Below are 17,264 nucleotides of genomic sequence, written 5' to 3'. Positions count from 1 at the left end.
CCGAGCGCTACTTGGTCAGCGCGTTCCAGGTCTTCGGGCCGATCACCGCGTCGACGACCAGCTTGGCGCTCTGCTGGAAACTCCGCGCAGCCGCGGTGGTCGCCGGACCGAAGCTGCCGTCGATCTGCAGCCCGGCGCCGCGGGCGTTCAGCGCCACCTGCGCACCCTTGACGGCCTCGCCGGTCGACCCGTTGCGTACGGTCACCGCCAGCCGTGGCCAGGTGACCTTGCCGACCACCCCGTCGGCGTCGAGCTGAGCGGCCTTCTGGAAGCTCTTCACCGCCGCCTCGGTCTTCGGGCCGAAGCTGCCGTCGACCTCGACACTGCGCCCGGACTGGCGCAGCAGGTGTTGGACGACCTTGGTCCGGAAACCCCGGTCACCGAGCCCGACGACGGCCCAGACGAACTCCGGCGCGGGCTCGGGTGCGGGCCCGGGATCGCTGCTCAGCAGCTTGGCGACCTCCTGGCGGAACCGGGGCAGGGCGGCGTACAGGGTGTTTCCGGGGCAGGCGGTGGAGGAGCCGTTGACATCGCGGTGACCGATGATCCGGCTGGTCGGGATCCGGTACTGCTGGCAGATGTAGGCGGCGAGCTGGACCAGCGTCTTCCATTGGGCGGCCGGGGGCAGTTCGCTGGTGAACGTGCCCTGGGTCTCGATCCCGATCGAGCGGTCATTGCCGCCGCGGGCGTGAATGCCGATCGGGAAATTCTTGCCGCCGCGCAGTGCGTTCAGCGAGCCGTGCCGGCCCTCCAGGGCGTACCCACCACGGCTGACGCTGAAGTGCTGGCCGGTGTCGCCCCAGCCGTTGCCCAGGTGCCAACTCTGGCAGTCCCGGGCGATCTGGTACGCGGCGGCCTTGGTGGTGGCGACATTGTTCGGGGTCGCCATGTGGTGGATCACCAGGTAGGTGGGCCGGTACTCGCTGAGGTCGATCCTGGTGGTGGCGGGCTTGGCGCCCCACTCCGCGGTCGGGATGATCGTCGGCGGTTTGACCGCGGCGTTGGCGACCTCGGTCACCAGCAGGCTGCCGCCGACGGTGAGTCCGGCGGCTGCCGCCGCCCCCAGGCCCAGTACGCCGCGGCGGCTGAGCCGGCCGGGGAATCCGGAGCGGGCGGCGGGGAGGGTCGGGGCGGGGGTGGCGGGGGCGGATCGGACGCAGTCCGAGCACATGGGAACTCCTCTGGGGGCGGGGAGAATGAGCCACGGTGGCTCACGGGTCACCGTCGATGACACCGTCTTCCCGGCTACAGAGGAAAGGGTTCGGGCGCGGAACTATCCGCCGGAAGTTCCCGCCCGGTGCGGCTCAGTGCCGCGGGTACTGGCGCTGCGAGACCGCGATCAGTTCGTCGCGCATGGTCGACGTCGCGGCGGCGCGGATCACGCGGTTGATCGCGCGGGTGGTGCGGGCGGCATGGTGGCGGGTCCGGAGAGTCTGGACGAGCGACATGGTGAGTGCTTCTCCTCGAGTGGCTCCGTCTGGGAGCTGAGAGTAGGGTACGTACTTTTGAGTACTCACTCAATAATAGGTGTTGTTGAAAGCTTGATCAACGCCGAAGACCCCGACGTGAGGGACTTCACGTCGGGGTCTTCTTCCTGGTCGGACCGGAAATCGATCGGCCCGGTCCAGCGGGGCTCAGCTCACGGACACGTGCACGTGGTCCATGTGGTTGGCGGTGGCCGACCCACGGTCAGCCATGGCGCGCCAGCCCTCGGAGGAGCGCTGGGTGGTCCAGATCTGCTGGTTCCAGATCACCTCGGTGACCCCCAGCGAGCCGGCGTTGGCCCGGACATAGTTGGCCACGGCCTGGCCCAGGGCCTGGTTGGAGACCATCGCATCGATCGCGCGACCGGAGGAGTGGTAACCGCCGTCGGCCTCCCGGACACCGCCGTAGGAGGAGATCGCCGGGAACTGGGCACACAGCGCCTGGTGCACCTTCACCGCATTCGGCTGCAGGCCGGGCAGCGAGCCGCAGCTCGTGGACTGCGGCACCGAACCGCCGCCGCTGCTGCTGGAGCCGGCGGACTGGGAGGAGTTCGAGGAACCGGAGTTGGTCTGGGGAGCCGGGGCGGCCTTGGAGGTATCGGCCTTCGCGCTGCTCGACGTGTCGGCGGCGGGCTTGTCCTTGCTCAGGAACTCCGAGCTCACCCAGCCGGACTTGCCGTTGTAGGTGACTTCGGTGAACCCGTTGGAGGTCTTGCCGGTGCCCTTGACCGCGTCGCCCTTGTTCAGGCTGCCGAGCTGGTCGCTGCTGGCGGAGGCGCCGGAGCGTACGTTGACGGTCTCGGTGGCGTACCAGGTGGTGCCGGAGGCGGCCTGCTGAGTCTGCGCGGAGGCCGAGGTCTTCGACGGGCTCGGGGCGGCCGACTTGGACGCGGTGGTCTCGGCGGGCTGGGCGCTCATCTCCACCGGGCCCTGCTGCTCCTTGGCCTTCTGGTCCTCGGCAGCGGCTTCCTGATCGGTAGTCTGGTCCGCGGTGGGATCCGCGGTCGGCGCGGCCGACTCACTCGGGGTACGCTCACCACCGCGATCAGGGCGACTGGCGAAATCACGCGATACACTCTGCACCGCGGCGGGCTGGGCTTCCAGGTTGCTGGTACCGGGGCCGCCGATGGCAAACGCCACTCCGGCGGTCGCCGCCAGAACTGCCAGGCTCGGCAGTCCGATGCGGCCGGCGTACTTGGCAACAAGCTGACGACGCGTCAGGGCAGCCCGCTTCGGGCCGCGCTTCTTGGGCGCCGGAGCCAGGTGATCAAGTTCGCTCACAATAAATCCTGTTCAATCGAGACCGTTTCGTTATCGTTCCGAGATCACACTGACACAGTGATCCCAAGAAACCAAACCGATTCTCTAAGGGATTTCTAAGGCTTACCCCGGGGTCGTGCCCGGTCGTTCACCCGCATTCGGCGCTGTATCCGTTGCGCCGCAACGGTATCGGCAGATCCGGCCCCGACCACGCTGTCCGCGCGCTGGCACCGCGCTGTGTGACGAACGCCACAATCGTTGTTCCATTCCCGGAAGTTCATCAATCTGTCACCCGGAGTACGCCACAACCCCGATTCCCCCTGGCTGAGCACTGAGAAAGTGCCATGACCCCGTCATCGGACCCTCAGATTGGAATGCAATGACCCGCACTCCCTCCGTGCGTCGCGGCCTGACCCTGGTCGGGCTCGCCGCGACCGCTGCCGTGGTGGCAGCCGGGCTGGCCGCCCCACCGGCCCAGGCCATCTCGAACAATGTCGTCATCAGCGAGCTGTACGGCGGTGGCGGCAACGCCGGCGCGACCCTGACCCATGACTTCGTGGAGCTGTACAACACCTCCGGCACCGCCGTCGACCTCACCGGCTGGGTCCTCGAACAGCGGTCGAACACCGGCGGCGGCACCAACAATTGCACGCTGAGCGGGACCATTCAGCCGAACGGCTACTTCCTGGTCCAGGGAGCCAAGGGCAACGCCGGCACCCAGGCCCTGCCGACCCCCGACGCGGACTGCGCCAACCTGGGCTTCAGCGCCACCAACGCGGTCGCCCGGCTGAAGGACCCCGCCGGGGCGTACGTCGACATCCTCGGCACCGGCACCGCCAGTGGGACCGACAATGTCGAGACCGCCGCGGCCCCGGTGATGAGCAGCACCACCTCCGCGGCCCGCAAGACCCCGATCGTCGACACCGACAACAACAGCGTCGACTTCGCCGTCGGTACGCCGACCCCGCAGAACTCCGGCGGTGGCGCCGAGCCCACCCCGACGCCGACGGCCACCCCCACGGCCACCCCGACCGCAACCCCCACCGCGACGCCGACGGCCACGCCGACCGGGCCCGCGGACGTGACCCCGATCGCGGAGATCCAGGGCACCGGGGACACCACCCCGAAGGCCGGCCAGCAGGTCACCACCCGGGGCGTGGTCACCGCGGCGTACCCCACCGGCGGCTTCAACGGCATCTACCTGCAGACCCCGGGCACCGGCGGTACGCCGAAGTCCGCCGGGCAGGCCTCCGACGGCATCTTCGTGTACTTCGCCAGCGCTACCCTGCCGCAGGTCGGTGAGTGCATCACCGTCACCGGCACCGCCGGGGAGTACAACGGCCTCACCCAGCTGACCGGCCCGCAGGTCACCCCGGCCGCCGACTGCGCCAAGGTGATCCCCACCGAGCTGGCCACGCTCCCGGAGACCGACGCCGACAAGGAGCCCTACGAGGGCATGCTGGTGCTGCCCAAGGGCACCTACACGATCACCAACAACTACCAGCTGAACCAGTTCGGCCAGCTGGGTCTGGCGGTCGGGGACAAGCCGCTGTACCAGGCCACCGAGAAGGTCGCCCCCGGTGCCGACGCCCAGGCGTACGAGGCGGAGAACCTGAAGAAGCTGATCACCCTCGATGACGGCTCCTCCTGGAACTACATGAACAACAACACCGCGAAGAGCTCCCCGCTGCCGTACCTGTCGGCCCAGGAGCCCATGCGGACCGCCTCGCACGTCACCTTCACCAAGCCGGTGATCCTCGACTACCGCTTCCAGTGGAACTACCAGCCCACCGGCCAGGTGGTCGGCGCGACCAGTGAGAACGATCCGGTCCAGTCGGAGAACGACCGGCCGACCGCGCCGAAGAATGTCGGCGGGGACCTGAAGCTCGGCGTGTTCAACGTGCTGAACTACTTCGACGACCTGGGCAAGGACGAGGCCAACTGCAAGGCCTACACCGACCGCGCCGGGACCCCGGTGGCGAGCAACGGCTGCATCGTGCGCGGTGCCTACACCACGCAGGCCTTCGCCGATCAGGAGGCCAAGATCGTCCGGGCGATCAATACCCTGGGCGCCGACGTGGTCGGCCTGCAGGAGATCGAGACCTCCTCGCAGATTCCCTACCGGCAGGGCCAGAACCGTGACAAGGCGCTGAACACCCTGGTCGCCGCGCTCAACGCCGATCCGAACAAGCACGGCACCTGGGCGGCGGTCCCGACCGGTGCCGTGGTCCCGCAGACCGAGGACGTGATCCGCACCGCGTTCATCTACAACACCGAAAAGGTCGAGCTGAACGGCTCCTCGGAGATCCTGCAGGTCACCGCCTTCGCCGACGCCCGCCAGCCGCTGGCGCAGAAGTTCCGGGCCAAGGGCACCGACAAGGAGTTCGTGGCGATCGCGAATCACTTCAAGTCCAAGGGCTCCGGCGTCGATGACGGCACCGGCCAGGGCAACGCCAACCCCTCCCGCGAGGCCCAGGCCGACGCGCTGGTGAGCTGGGTCAACGAGCGCTTCAGCCAGGATGCGGTCTTCCTGCTGGGCGACTTCAACGCCTACTCCAAGGAGACCCCGATCCAGAAGATCGAGGCCGGCGGCTTCACCGAACTGGTGCACGCGCAGGAGCCCGACGCGGCGACCTACCAGTTCAGCGGACGCCTCGGCTCGCTGGACCACGTGTTCGGTAACGCCAAGGCCCGCGAGCTGGTCACCGGCGCGACCGTCTACGACATCAACGGGGACGAGTCGATCGCCTTCCAGTATTCGCGTCGCAACTACAACGTGACCGACTTCCACGCCAACGACCAGTACGCCTCCTCCGACCACGACCCGACCCTGATCGGGCTGAAGACCGCCGGCGGCACCGACCCGGGCGAGCCGAAGCCGAACTTCCCGGTCAAGGGCGCGATCGGGGCGAAGTGGACCGCGACCGGTGGGCTTGAGGGTCCGCTGGGGCAGCCGCTGGACAACGAGCACGACGGTCTGGTCAACGGTGGCTGGTACCAGGTGTTCGAAGGTGGCGTGGTGACCTGGGCTCCGGGGGTCCCGGCCTCGATCACCAAGAACGCCATGCGCGACAAGTGGATGTCCATGGGTGCGGAGAACAGCCGTCTCGGTTACCCGACCACCGATGAGATCTGCGGGCTGAAGGACGGCGGCTGCTACCAGACCTTCCAGGGCGGCTACCTGGTCTGGAGCCCGGCCACCGGCACCCACGTTTCGTGGGGCGGGATCCGCCAGGTGTGGGCGAACAACGGTGTGGAGAACGGCCGCCTCGGCTACCCGACCACCGATGAGATCGCGCTGATCAACGGCGGCTTCAAGCAGGACTACCAGGGCGGCAGCATCTACTGGTCCCCCGCTTCCGGTGGTAACACCGTCTGGGGCGGCATCGGGGATTACTGGAAGGCCCGCGGCGCGGAAACCAGCGCCTACGGCTACCCGACCTCGAGCGAACTGTGCGGCCAGGTGGGCGGCGCACTGCAGTGCGTGCAGTACTTCCAGAAGGGTTCGATCTCCTGGAACGCCCGCATCGGAATCTTCTGATCCCGACCGGCGATGATCCATCCGACGGGGCGTCCCCTTGGGGGCGCCCCGTTCGGCGTTTCCAGTCGCGGCCGGGAGCGCCCGGCCGGCCGGCGGCGGTCGTTACCGGAAGGAAGTGGGCCGATCCTGCCACCAGATGGTGAATTCCGGCCCAAATCGGCGCCCGAAGGCCGACTGGAGTCAGGATCGGGACAGTCCGGTGAAGGCATGACAGCCCCATCGGCCCATCGGGCCCCGCGATCGGGGATGCTTGAGGAACAAGATCGCGGATTGGAGAACCCATGGGCCTGATGGACAAACTGCGTGGCGAAATCGTCGACATCATCGAGTGGCTCGAGGACGACCGCTCGAAGCTCGCCTGGCGATTCCCGAGGTATCAGAACGAGATCAAGAACGGCGCCCAGCTGATCGTGCGCGAGGGGCAGCAGGCCGTCTTCGTCTACCGGGGTCAGTTGGCCGACCGGTTCGGTCCGGGGGCCTACACCCTGACCACCGAGAACATGCCGATCATGTCGACCATCCAGGGCTGGAAGCACGGCTTCAACAGCCCCTTCCGCTCCGAGGTCTACTTCATCAACACCCGCCCGATCACCGACCTGCGCTGGGGCACCGCCAACCCGGTCACCGTGCGCGACCCCGACTTCAAGATGGTCCAGGTGCGCGCCAACGGTCTGTGCGTCGTGCGGGTCGCCGACCCGGAGATCTTCCTGCGCGAGGTGATCGGCACCGACTCCTCGGTGGATTCGGAGGAGATCGCCGAACTGCTGCGCCGGGTGATCACGCTGGCGTTCTCCGACATGATCCTGCAGACCGGGTTGGGCGTGATCGATCTGCAGGGTCGCCAGGTCGAACTCTCCGATCGCCTGCGGGACTTCGTCCAGGAGCGGGTCGACGATGAGTTCGGGCTGAAGATCGACTCGATCACGATGAACATCTCGCTGCCCGAGGAAATCACCCAGGCGATGACCCGGGGCGTGGCGCGGGGTGTCGAGGAGGGCGGCTGGGTGAACAACCTGGGCGACCTGAACCGCTACCAGCAGGCCAAGGCCGCCGACGCGATGACCGCCGCGGCGAACAATCCGGGCGGGTCCGGGGCGATGGGCGACATGATGGGCGCCGGGATGGGGCTGGCGATGGCGCAGCAGATGGGCCAGATGTTCAACCAGCAGCAGCCCCAACAGCCCCAGGGCCAGTACCAGCAGTACCCGCAGGGCCCGGCCGGTGGCCCCCCGCCGCCGCTGCCCGGCGCGCAGTTGTTCCATGTCGAGGTGAACGGTGCCGCCCAGGGACCGTGGAATATGCAGCAGGTCGCCGACGCGGTCCGCGCCGGTCAGGTGACCGCCGCCACCCTGGTCTGGTCGAACGGGATGGCCGGTTGGACTGCCGCGGGCCAGGTACCGGCCCTGGCCAGCCTGTTCAACGAACCCCCGCCGCTGCCGAACCCGGTGCCGCCGCTGCCGAATCAGCAGCCGCCCCAGCAGCAGCCCTGATCGGCCGATTCGAACAACCGACGCCAGCGAGCACACGATGACCCAGCAACCGCAACAGGCCGGTCCGCCACCATTGCCGGGCCGGCAGCCCGAGGCGGCACCTCCGCCGCTGCCGAATCAGTACCCGAGCCCCGCACCCGCGCCGGACTATGCCGGCCCGCCGGCCGGGAACGGGGCGCCCCCACCCCTGCCGCGGGACCAGGGGTACGCCGCGCCGCCACCCCTGCCCCAGCAGCCCGGCCCGGGCGCGCCGCCACCCCTGCCCGTGCAGGATCGGATGCCCGCGCAGAATCCGATGCCGGAGCAGAACCACATGCCGGCTCCCGCCCCCATGCCGAGTCCGGACCCGTTGCCCGATCCGGGCGCACTGCCGGACCCGGCGGCGCTGTACGTGACCGAGTCGACCCGTAACTACCCCTGCCCCAACTGCGGCGGCCAGCTCGTCTATCCGCCCGGGCAAGACTCCCTGCGGTGCCCGAACTGCGGAACCACCGCGCCGATCGCGGTCGACCCGGGGCCGGTGCCCAAGCGCGGTCTGGGCGAGGCGATGCACCAACTCCGCGCCCTGACCGCCCTGCCGGAGACCGCCCAACCGACCTGGGAGAAGGAAATCGTCTGCCAGGCCTGCGGCGGCCACTCCACCTTCGGCGGCACGCTGACCGCGATCCGGTGCCCGTACTGCAACAGTCCGATCCAGCGCGACGACCTGCAGGCTGCGCCGGCCCGGTTGCCGCTGGACGGCGTACTGCCCTTCCGGGTCGGGGAACCCGAGGCGCACGAACTGATCGGGAAATGGATCAACTCACGCCGCTTCGCGCCCAACGCGTTCAAGAAGTACCGCGAGCTCGGCTCGTTCAGCAGCATCTACCTGCCCTGGTACGCCTATGACGCCGACTGCACCACCAACTACACCGGGCAGCGCGGCGAGTACTACTACGTGACCGTTCGCGACGGCGACAACGAGCGCCAGGAACAGCGCACCCGCTGGTACCCGGCGGCGGGGACGGTGTGGAACCGGTTCGCCGATGTCCCCTCGCTGGCCAGCACCGGGATGGACGTCGGCAAGATCTCGGCGCTGGAGCCGTGGCCGATGGAGCAGTCGGTGCGCTACACCCCGGCGTTCGTCGCCGGACACCTGAGCCGCACCTACGATGTCGACGCCGAGGAAGCGTTTCAGACCTCGGCGAAGAAGACCATCGAATCGGGCATTCGGCAGACCGTCGAGCGGGACATCGGCGGTGACACCCAGCAGGTGAACAGCATGAACGTCACCTACAACCGGCTGGATTTCGCCCAGTTCCTGATGCCGGTGTGGCTGCTGACCGTCACCTACAGCAACCAGCCGTACCAGGTCTTCATCAACGGGGTGACCGGCGAGGTCCAGGGCCACCGGCCGTGGAGCAAGATCAAGATCGCCCTGGCGATCCTGGGGGCGCTGATCGTGATCGCGGTGATCGTCTACTTCATCGCGCGGAGTCGGTGACCGGTGGCCGGCGGGGGTGTTCCTCGCCGGCTCCCGGTGTCCGGGTTACAGTCCATCGACCTCGTTCGGCCAGCCCGCGTACGCCTCGGCGAGGTGACGACGACCGGACTCATGGCCGAGCACCATCTCGAGTTCCCCGAGTCGGCGCATCCGGTCGAAGGGATTCTCATCGGGAAGGCTGTGCAGCATCGTGGTCATCCAGTACGAGAAGTTCTGCGCCCGCCAGACCCGCTTGACCGCGATCTCCTCGTAGTCGGCCAGCTTCGCGGGGTCATTGGCCTTGGCCGCCTCGGCCAGCCGGGGCGCCAGGACCCGTGCGTCGGACAACGCCAGGTTCAGCCCGCGAGCACCGGTCGGCGGGACGGTGTGCGCGGCATCGCCGGCCAGGCTCACCCGACCGTGCTGCATCGGCTGCTGGACGAAGCTGCGGAACGGCAGCAGGGTGCGCTCGAAGATCGGCCCGGTCTTGAGCTCGAACCCATCGGGCCCGGCCACCCGGGCCTGGAACTCGTCCCACAGTTGATCCTCCGACCAGTTGTGCATGTCGTCGGACGGGTTGCACTGCAGGTACATCCGCTGCACGGTCGGGGTGCGCTGGCTGATCAGCGCGAATCCCCGATCGGAGCTGGCGTAGATGAGTTCGTCGTAGCTCATCGGCGCCTCGGCCATGATCCCGAACCAGGCGAACGGGTACTCCCGGAAGTACTGCGTGGCCCCGGGGATCAGTGCCCGGCAGATCGACCGGGAACCGTCGCTGCCGACCACGAAATCGGCCCGGACCTCCTGGGTGGTGCCGGCGGCGTCGGTGAAGCGTACGCCGGGATTGTCGGAATCACCGTCGAGCAGTTCGACATCGCTGACCCCGAAGCGGACATCGCCCCCGTCCCGCTCCCGCGCGTTGGCCAGGTCGATGAACACGTCGGTCTGCGGGTAGAGCCAGACCGAGGCGCCGACCAGGTCCTTGAAGCTGATCCGGTTGCTGATCCCGCGGACGCGGATGTCGGTGCCGTCGTGCTCGTAGCCGTCGGTCCGGAAGCGCTGGGAGACGTTCTCGTCCTCCAGCATCCGGACGGCCTTGGCCTCGAGGATGCCGGCGCGATGGGTGTTCTCGATCTCTTCGCGGGTGCGAATGTCGATCGCGACCGACTCCACTCCGCGGTTGTGCAGCATCTGGGAGATCATCAGACCCGCCGGGCCGGCGCCGATGATCAGAACTTGGGTACGGGTGGTCTCTGACATGGTGCGTCCCCTTGCTGTCGTACTCGTCGTTGAGTGTGCAGTTGACGCAGTCTAACCACGGGCTCAGCTAGCGTCGACGGCGGCTGATCGCGTCCACGATGAACAGGAGCACCGCCACCCAGACCAGGGCGAAACCGGCCCAACGGGCGGCCGGCATCGGCTCCCCGAGCAGGGCCCAGCCGATCAGGAACTGTCCGACCGGCGCGATGTACTGGAACATGCCGATCCACGACAGCGGCAGGCGGGCGGCCGCCTCAGCGAACAGCACCAGCGGGATCGCGGTGGCAATGCCACTGACCGCGATCATCACCGGCACCACCCAGCCGCCGTGGGTGAACATCAGTTCCCCGCGGACCCCGATGACGATCAGCGCGATGATCGCCACCGGCGCCAGGATCCCGGTCTCGACGGTCAGGCCGGGCAGGCCCGGCACCGGCTCGAACCCGGGCGAGTTGGTGATGTGTCGCTTCACCAGCCCGTACAGCGCGAAGGAGGTGGCCATCGCCAGGGACATCACCGGCGGGCTGCCGTAGGCGATGGTGATCACGAGGACGGCCACGGCCCCGAAGCCGAGCGCCACCCACTGCAGCGGCCGCAACCGCTCCCGCAGAAAGATGACCCCGATCAGGATGCTCATCAGCGGGTTGATGAAGTACGCCAGGGAGGTCTCCAGGACCCGGCCGGTCACCGTGGCGAAGATGAACAGCAGCCAGTTCACCGAGACCAGCACCGCGGCCAGGGCCAGCCAGGCGGTCGTCCGCCGACTCCGCACGATCCGGAAGAGATCGCTCCATTGCCGGACCAGCGTCAGCAGCAGAATGCAGAACAGGACCGAGACGATCACCCGCAGGGCCAGGATCTCCACCGCACCGAGCCCGGACAACGGGATGAACACCAGCGGGAGCAGGGCCCAGATGCCGTAGGCACCGATCGCGTACAGGGATCCGGAGCGGCGCCGGGCGGCTTCATCGGCGGTCGGGGTGCTGGTCACCGTCGCACCCTACGCGGTCACTTCGGGTTTGGCCCCACCCGGGCCCGCTGCGGCCCGAACCTCACCGCCGGGGCGGCAGCAGCAGGCAGGAATCGCCGAATTCGTGCCAGGCGTACCCGGCCGCGAGCGCCGCGTCGTACGCCCGCTGGGTCAGGTCCGGCCCGGCCACGGCCTCGACCAGCAGCAGGTGCGACGCATCGGCGTTGTGCCAGCCGGTGAGCAGGCCGTCGATCACCCGGGGCGGGTCCTGCGGGGTGATCACCCGGGTGGTCCAGCCCGAGCGGGGCTGCACGGTGTCGCCGGTCACTGCCGACTCGGTGGCCCGGGTGGCGGTGGTGCCGACGGCGATGATTCGCCGCCCGGCGGCCCGGGCCTGGTTGATCACCCGGGCGCTGTGGGCCGGCAGTTCGAACCACTCGGGCAGCGGCGGCTCCCCGGCCTCCTGGGAGGAGAAGGCCGTGTGCAGCACGACCGGGGCGAACTGGATGCCCCGGGCCAGCAGCGACAGCACGATCTCGGCGGTGAACGGGCGACCCGCCGAGGCCATCTCCGCGCTGCCCGGGACCCGGCCGAACACGGTCTGGTACGCCGCCAGGGGCCAGCGCCGGTCGAGATAGCCGTACGCGATCGGTCGCCCGCGGGTATCCAGGCCGCGCCGCAGATCATCCCCGATGCTGGCCGACCAGATCCGGTTGCCGGTGCCGGTCGGTGAGGCGAGCTCGGGATAGGGGGCGGTAAGGCGTACGGCTGCGGGGAGTTCGGGGAGTTCGATCAGGTCGCCGGGGGCAGCGTCCAGGATCGGGTGGGCCGCGTTCGGGACGGTACGCAGTTCCACGATCCACTCCCGGGGACCGGGCGCGGCCGCCAGGTGTGCCACGACCGGGCGTCCGCCGCCGGAGCCGTACCAGATCGCGTCGGCCTCGCCGGGCACGGTGGCGGAGGTGTTGACGACCAGGACGTCGCCGGGGTCGAGGGCATCGACGAGGTCGGGGAAGGCGGCGTGCCGCAGCGTATCGTCACCGGCCACGAGCAGGCGGACGTCGGCGCGGCTGCCGGTGTCGGCCTCGACGGGGTGGGCGGCGAAGTGGGGCTGCTCGGTGCCGAAGCGGGTGTGCGGGCGCGGCAGGGTGGTGGTCATCGGGTTTCCTCGGTGAAGTCGGCGGCGCGGTAGCGGCCGCTGGGTGGGGCGTTGTCGAGCAGGGCGAGAATTCCGGGGACGGCGATCTCCTCGGGCAGCGGCCGGTCGGAGATGTCCTCGCCGGGGAAGGCCGCCTGGTGCATGGCGGTACGCATGTCCCCCGGGTCGATGGCGTACGCCCGCACACCGGGGTTCTCCGCGGCCCAGGTGCCGGCGAGGTGGTCGAGGGCGGCCTTGCTGGCGCCGTATCCGCCCCAGCCCGCGTAGTGCTCGATCGCGGCGTCGGAGGAGATCGTGACGATCGTTCCGGCGGCCCGGTGCAGGGCGGGCAGCAGCAGCGCGGTCAACGCCGCGGGGGCGACCACGTTGACCTCGAGGATCTGCCGGAGCTGCTCGCTGCCGAGTCGCTCCAGCGGGACCAACGGGCTGGGTCCGAGCAGGCTGGCGTTGTGGATCAACAGGTCGAGTTCGGGCCCGACCGCGGTGGCCAGAGCGGCCCGGTGGGCAGGGTCGGCCACGTCCCCGGCGATCAGGGTGGCCTCGGGCAGTTCGGCGTGCAGGGCGGCGAGTCGGGCCGGGTCGCGGCCGGTCAGGATCAGCTCGTGCCGGCGCGTGGCCAGGGCCCGGCCCAGCGCGCGGCCGAGCCCGGCGCTCGCGCCGGTGATCAGGGTGCGGGTCATCGGAAGTCCTCCTCGGGAGTGGCATCGCCGGGTGCGGCGATACCCCCACGATCGGACTTCAAGTTAAGTTGAAGTCAAGAGCTTCACGGGGCACACTCGGAACATGGCCGAGGAATGGACCATGTCCGAGATCGTCGCCCGCTCCGGCGTCAGCGCCTCGGCGCTGCGCTTCTACGAGGAGCGCGGCCTGATCGCCGCCCACCGCTCACCGACGAACCGGCGGACCTACGGGCGCCACACGTTGCGTCGCCTGGCGGTGATCCGGGCGGCCCAGGCGGTGGGCCTGTCGCTCGGCGAGATCGCGGCCGCGCTTGCCCATGTGCCGCTGGACCGGCCGGTATCCCGGCAGGAGTGGGAGGAACTCTCGGCCTCCTGGCGCGCCCAGCTGGAGTTGCGGATCCGGGCCCTGACCCAGCTGCGGGACGGGTTGACCGGCTGTATCGGCTGCGGCTGCCTCTCCCAGACCAAGTGCCCGCTGTGGAATCCGGAGGATCGGCTGGCCGCCCAGGGGCCCGGCCCACGGATTCTGGACGCCGTGGTCGAGTTGGAGGAAGGCGCCGAGCCCCGGTCCTGACATCTCACCCCGGGGCCGAGTCGAAGATTGACAGGGACGCGACTCTCGTTGCCCGAAAACGCCCAAAAATGACACTTTTCACGCACTGGCGCCGGCTCCCTGTCAGTTGAGGGTCGAGCCCCGGCCCACCGAGCCACTAACTTGAAATTTCAAAAACAGGGCTCCCGGAACCTTGTCCAGCCCCGCCGGTAGCGGAAGGATTCATGGTGCGCACTCCGCGCACCTCAGTGTTGGCGCGATCAGGCGCCACCCAAGGAAGGGTTCCCTCAGATGAGTGACGACATGGTTTCGAGCAACCTGCAGGGCATGGACGATCTGGATTTCGACGGGTGGAACAAGGCGGACTGGACCGGTGTCTTCGCCCACCATCACACCGACGACGTGCTGGTCGATTGGAAGGGGCAGCCGGTCACCCACGGCGTCCAGGATCACATCGACGCGATGAAGGCCTTCGTCGAGAGCGCCGGTGGCACTCCGCCGCAGATCACCGCGCATCCGATCAAGTTCGGGTCCGGCGAATGGACCTGCGTGGTCGGGGAGTTCGAGGGCGGCGGCCGCATGGTCACCGTCGCGCGCTGGGTGGATGGGGCCATCGCCGAGGAGTACATCTGGGCCTGAGGCCGGCGGCGCGGCATGACCCGGGGCGGCCCCGCAGCCGCCCCGGAACCACCGCCGGTTCAGGGTGCCGGGGGCGGCCCCTGCCGCACGGCCGCCGCCCCCGGATCCACGCTGGGCGGGATCGGCAGGTGCAGCGAGTCGAGCAGCGGCGCGAAGTGCTCGGACTGCTCCAGGTGATGACCGATATCGGCGGAGAGCACGATCTTCATCAGGAAGCCGCGCGCCAGGAAATCGCGGATCTCCGGGTAGCCGGCGCCGGTCTGCCGCAGCAGCGAGATGATCTCGTCCATCTGCGTCCGCGCCTCGACCCCGATCGGCTCGCAATAGGCCCCGGCGAAAGCTTGGAAGATGATCATCAGTTCGGCGCGATGGGTCCCCATCAGCTCCAGGTAACCCCGCCCGATCCGGCTGGCGTCATAGGGCGGATGCGCCCGCGGCGCCAGATAGTCCTTCACGACCTGGGCGGCGTACCGGTGCGCCTCGATGAAGGCATTCTCCTTGGTACCGAACACCTGACTGATCCGAGGCTGCGTCACATGGGCCTCTGCGGCGATATCGGCCAGGGTCGCGCCGCTGTAGCCCCGCAAGCTGAAGGCGCGGACAGCGGCCTGAACCATCTGATCACGCCGGTCACTCCGGGCTCGTTCCAGCCCCTCGGAATCTGTCACGGCCTCACCTTAAGCCACTTTCATATCCATACACAGTCGTATGCCCTTGACCTGTTACCGATGAGTAGCTTACTCTTGTTGTGACCGAGGCCACAATCATCCAAGGAGGCGTGTCATGGCTGCCACCGGCTCGCATTACCACTCGAATCTTGCCGACATCCGCTTCAATCTCTTCGAGGTCTTCGACCGCGGAGCCTTGCTGGGTACCGGTGCCGCCGAGGACATGGACACCGAGACCGCGCTCGCCGCACTGCAGGAGATCGACCACCTGTGTCGGGAGAAGATCTCCGCGCCGTTCGCCGATGGCGACCGCAATCCGCCGATCTACGATCCGAAGAATCACTCGGTGACCATCCCCGAGAGCACCAAGGCGGCGTTCAAGGCGTACCAGGATTCCGACTGGTGGCGCCTGGAACTGCCGGCCGAACTCGACGGCCAGCCGACCCCGCCCACGGTCCGCTGGGCCGCGATGGAACTGGTGCTGGCCGCCAACCCCGCCCTCTACATGTACGCCGCCGGGCCGAAGTTCTCCCAGGTGATGTACTACAACGGCACCGAGCGGGACAAGAAGATCGCCAAGATCGCCGTCGAGCGGCAGTGGGGCGCCACGATGGTGCTGACCGAGCCGGACGCGGGGTCGGATGTCGGGGCCGGCCGGACCAAGGCGTACCCCCAGCCGGACGGCACCTGGCACATCGAGGGCGTCAAGCGCTTCATCACCTCCGGCGACCAGGACATGACCGACAACATCCTGCACTACGTGCTGGCCCGCCCGGTCGGCGTCGAGGGAGTCGGTGGCCCCGGCACCAAGGGGCTGAGCCTGTTCATCGTGCCGAAGTTCGACTTCGACCCCGAGACCGGTGAGCTGACCGGCCGGCGCAACGGCGTCTACGCAACCAATGTCGAGAAGAAGATGGGCCTGAAGGTCTCCGCGACCTGCGAGCTGACCTTCGGTGACGGCGAGCCGGCCGTCGGTTGGCTGCTGGGCGAGGTCCACGACGGCATCGCGCAGATGTTCCAGGTGATCGAGCACGCCCGGATGATGGTCGGCACCAAGGCGATGGCGACCCTGTCCACCGGCTACCTCAACGCCCTCGAGTACGCCAAGACCCGCGTCCAGGGCGCCGACATGACCAATCCGGCCAAGGACGCCCCGCGGGTCACCATCACCCATCACCCCGATGTCCGTCGCTCGCTGCTCACCCAGAAGGCGAACGCCGAGGCGCTGCGGATGCTGATCACCTACTGCGCCTCCTTCCAGGACGCCGTCTGGGAGGCGCGCAACCGCGGCGAGCACGACCAGCTGGCCGAGCGGATCAACGATCTGCTGCTGCCGGTGGTCAAGGGCTACGCCTCCGAGCGGGCCTGGGTCCAGCTGGGTTCGGAGTCGCTGCAGACCTTCGGCGGCTCGGGCTTCCTGCAGGACTACCCGCTGGAGCAGTACGTCCGCGACGCCAAGATCGACACCCTCTACGAGGGCACCACCGCCATCCAGGCGCAGGACCTGTTCTTCCGCAAGATCATCAAGGACCAGGGGGTGGCGATCGGCAAGGTGTCCGGCGACATCCAGGCCTGGCTCACCAGCGCTCCGGCCGCGCCCGGCTTCGAGAACGAGCGCGCCCTGCTGGGCAAGGCGCTGGCCGACGCCGGGGCGATCATCCAGCTGATGACCGGGCACGCGATGGGCTCGATGGGTGACCCGAAGAAGTCCTACCTGGTCGGGCTGAACAGCACCCGGCTGCTGATGGTGCTGGGTGACGTGGTGTGTGCCTGGCTGATGCTGCGGGCCGGTGAGGTCGCGCAGGCGACCCTGGACGGCACCCGGACCGGGGCGGAGTCGGCGGACTTCTACCGCGGCAAGGTGGCGGCGGCCAAGTGGTTCGCCCAGCAGTACCTGCCGGGGGTGACCGCGGAGAAGAAGAAGGCCGAAGCGGTCAACCTGGACGTGATGGAACTGCCGGAGTCGGCTTTCTGAGTCCGGCCTGAACCGGAGCACGGTTTCCCGGGACGCCCGGCGATTGCACCCGCAGTCGCCGGGCGTTCGCGTTCGGGGCCGGACGGGGTGTCGGTCGGCCCTCCCCCGGGCCTCCCCGCGCGC

At 68.8% G+C, this 17,264-nt stretch carries 14 protein-coding genes; 6 read left to right on the top strand and 8 right to left on the bottom strand.

The genetic code is table 11. The features are described from left to right. Positions 1-7 precede the first annotated feature (7 nt). From G531_RS21925 to G531_RS24595, 3 genes are all read right to left on the bottom strand, one after another. The gene (locus G531_RS21925) at positions 8-1,171 is read right to left on the bottom strand and encodes a peptidoglycan recognition protein family protein (protein ID WP_081684038.1); all 1,164 of its coding nucleotides are present in this window, start codon (positions 1,169-1,171) and stop codon (positions 8-10) included. Positions 1,172-1,304: 133 nt separating this feature from the next. Beyond that, positions 1,305-1,448 carry a hypothetical protein gene (locus G531_RS25710; protein WP_155827958.1) on the bottom strand — a complete coding sequence of 48 codons (144 nt, stop codon included), beginning with the start codon at positions 1,446-1,448 and terminating at the stop codon, positions 1,305-1,307. A 186-nt stretch (positions 1,449-1,634) separates the two neighbouring features. Further along, on the bottom strand, positions 1,635-2,765 hold the full coding sequence (locus tag G531_RS24595) for an SH3 domain-containing protein (RefSeq protein WP_051215360.1): 1,131 nt from the start codon (positions 2,763-2,765) through the stop codon (positions 1,635-1,637). Between the two features lie 358 nt (positions 2,766-3,123). Here G531_RS24595 and G531_RS27095 point away from each other — a divergent pair, with 358 nt between their 5' ends. The 3 genes from G531_RS27095 (at position 3,124) to G531_RS26920 (ending at position 9,258) form a co-directional block, all read left to right on the top strand. Further along, complete coding sequence (locus G531_RS27095) at positions 3,124-6,285, top strand: ExeM/NucH family extracellular endonuclease (RefSeq protein WP_081684037.1); 3,162 nt, start codon at positions 3,124-3,126, stop codon at positions 6,283-6,285. A 290-nt stretch (positions 6,286-6,575) separates the two neighbouring features. Further along, positions 6,576-7,775, top strand: coding sequence for an SPFH domain-containing protein (locus G531_RS0110905; RefSeq protein ID WP_245630457.1), 1,200 nt, complete (start codon positions 6,576-6,578; stop codon positions 7,773-7,775). A gap of 37 nt (positions 7,776-7,812) precedes the next feature. Further along, positions 7,813-9,258, top strand: coding sequence for a TFIIB-type zinc ribbon-containing protein (locus G531_RS26920; RefSeq protein ID WP_211221827.1), 1,446 nt, complete (start codon positions 7,813-7,815; stop codon positions 9,256-9,258). A 45-nt stretch (positions 9,259-9,303) separates the two neighbouring features. Here the strand turns inward: G531_RS26920 and G531_RS0110895 are convergent, their stop codons facing one another. The 4 genes from G531_RS0110895 to G531_RS0110880 form a co-directional block, all read right to left on the bottom strand. After that, positions 9,304-10,497 (bottom strand): 4-hydroxybenzoate 3-monooxygenase, encoded by a 1,194-nt coding sequence (locus G531_RS0110895; RefSeq protein WP_026927286.1) that lies wholly within the window; start codon positions 10,495-10,497, stop codon positions 9,304-9,306. A gap of 67 nt (positions 10,498-10,564) precedes the next feature. After that, positions 10,565-11,488: an EamA family transporter RarD gene (gene rarD / locus G531_RS0110890; RefSeq protein WP_026927285.1), complete on the bottom strand. Its 924-nt coding sequence runs from the start codon at positions 11,486-11,488 to the stop codon at positions 10,565-10,567. A 61-nt stretch (positions 11,489-11,549) separates the two neighbouring features. Beyond that, positions 11,550-12,626: an S-adenosylmethionine:tRNA ribosyltransferase-isomerase gene (locus G531_RS0110885; RefSeq protein ID WP_026927284.1), complete on the bottom strand. Its 1,077-nt coding sequence runs from the start codon at positions 12,624-12,626 to the stop codon at positions 11,550-11,552. Next, complete coding sequence (locus tag G531_RS0110880) at positions 12,623-13,306, bottom strand: SDR family NAD(P)-dependent oxidoreductase (RefSeq protein WP_026927283.1); 684 nt, start codon at positions 13,304-13,306, stop codon at positions 12,623-12,625. The genes G531_RS0110885 and G531_RS0110880 overlap by 4 nt, the downstream gene beginning before the upstream one ends. Before the next feature lie 103 nt (positions 13,307-13,409). Between G531_RS0110880 and soxR the strand changes: the two genes are divergently transcribed. Further along, positions 13,410-13,880: a redox-sensitive transcriptional activator SoxR gene (gene soxR / locus G531_RS0110875; RefSeq protein WP_026927282.1), complete on the top strand. Its 471-nt coding sequence runs from the start codon at positions 13,410-13,412 to the stop codon at positions 13,878-13,880. A 270-nt stretch (positions 13,881-14,150) separates the two neighbouring features. Further along, positions 14,151-14,498 carry a nuclear transport factor 2 family protein gene (locus G531_RS0110870; protein WP_026927281.1) on the top strand — a complete coding sequence of 116 codons (348 nt, stop codon included), beginning with the start codon at positions 14,151-14,153 and terminating at the stop codon, positions 14,496-14,498. A 59-nt stretch (positions 14,499-14,557) separates the two neighbouring features. Here G531_RS0110870 and G531_RS0110865 read toward each other — a convergent pair whose 3' ends face one another. After that, positions 14,558-15,166 (bottom strand): TetR/AcrR family transcriptional regulator, encoded by a 609-nt coding sequence (locus G531_RS0110865; protein ID WP_145978642.1) that lies wholly within the window; start codon positions 15,164-15,166, stop codon positions 14,558-14,560. 115 nt (positions 15,167-15,281) lie between these two features. On the opposite strand from G531_RS0110865, the gene G531_RS0110860 reads away from it, so the two are divergent. Then, the gene (locus G531_RS0110860; RefSeq protein WP_026927279.1) at positions 15,282-17,141 is read left to right on the top strand and encodes an acyl-CoA dehydrogenase; all 1,860 of its coding nucleotides are present in this window, start codon (positions 15,282-15,284) and stop codon (positions 17,139-17,141) included. Positions 17,142-17,264: the final 123 nt, after the last annotated feature.

Origin of the sequence: Granulicoccus phenolivorans DSM 17626 = NBRC 107789 = JCM 15570 (assembly GCF_000423085.1) — a bacterium.
Classification (GTDB): domain Bacteria; phylum Actinomycetota; class Actinomycetes; order Propionibacteriales; family Propionibacteriaceae; genus Granulicoccus; species Granulicoccus phenolivorans.
Note: the sequence above shows the minus strand (reverse complement) of the source record. Positions and strands in the feature narration are given on the sequence as shown.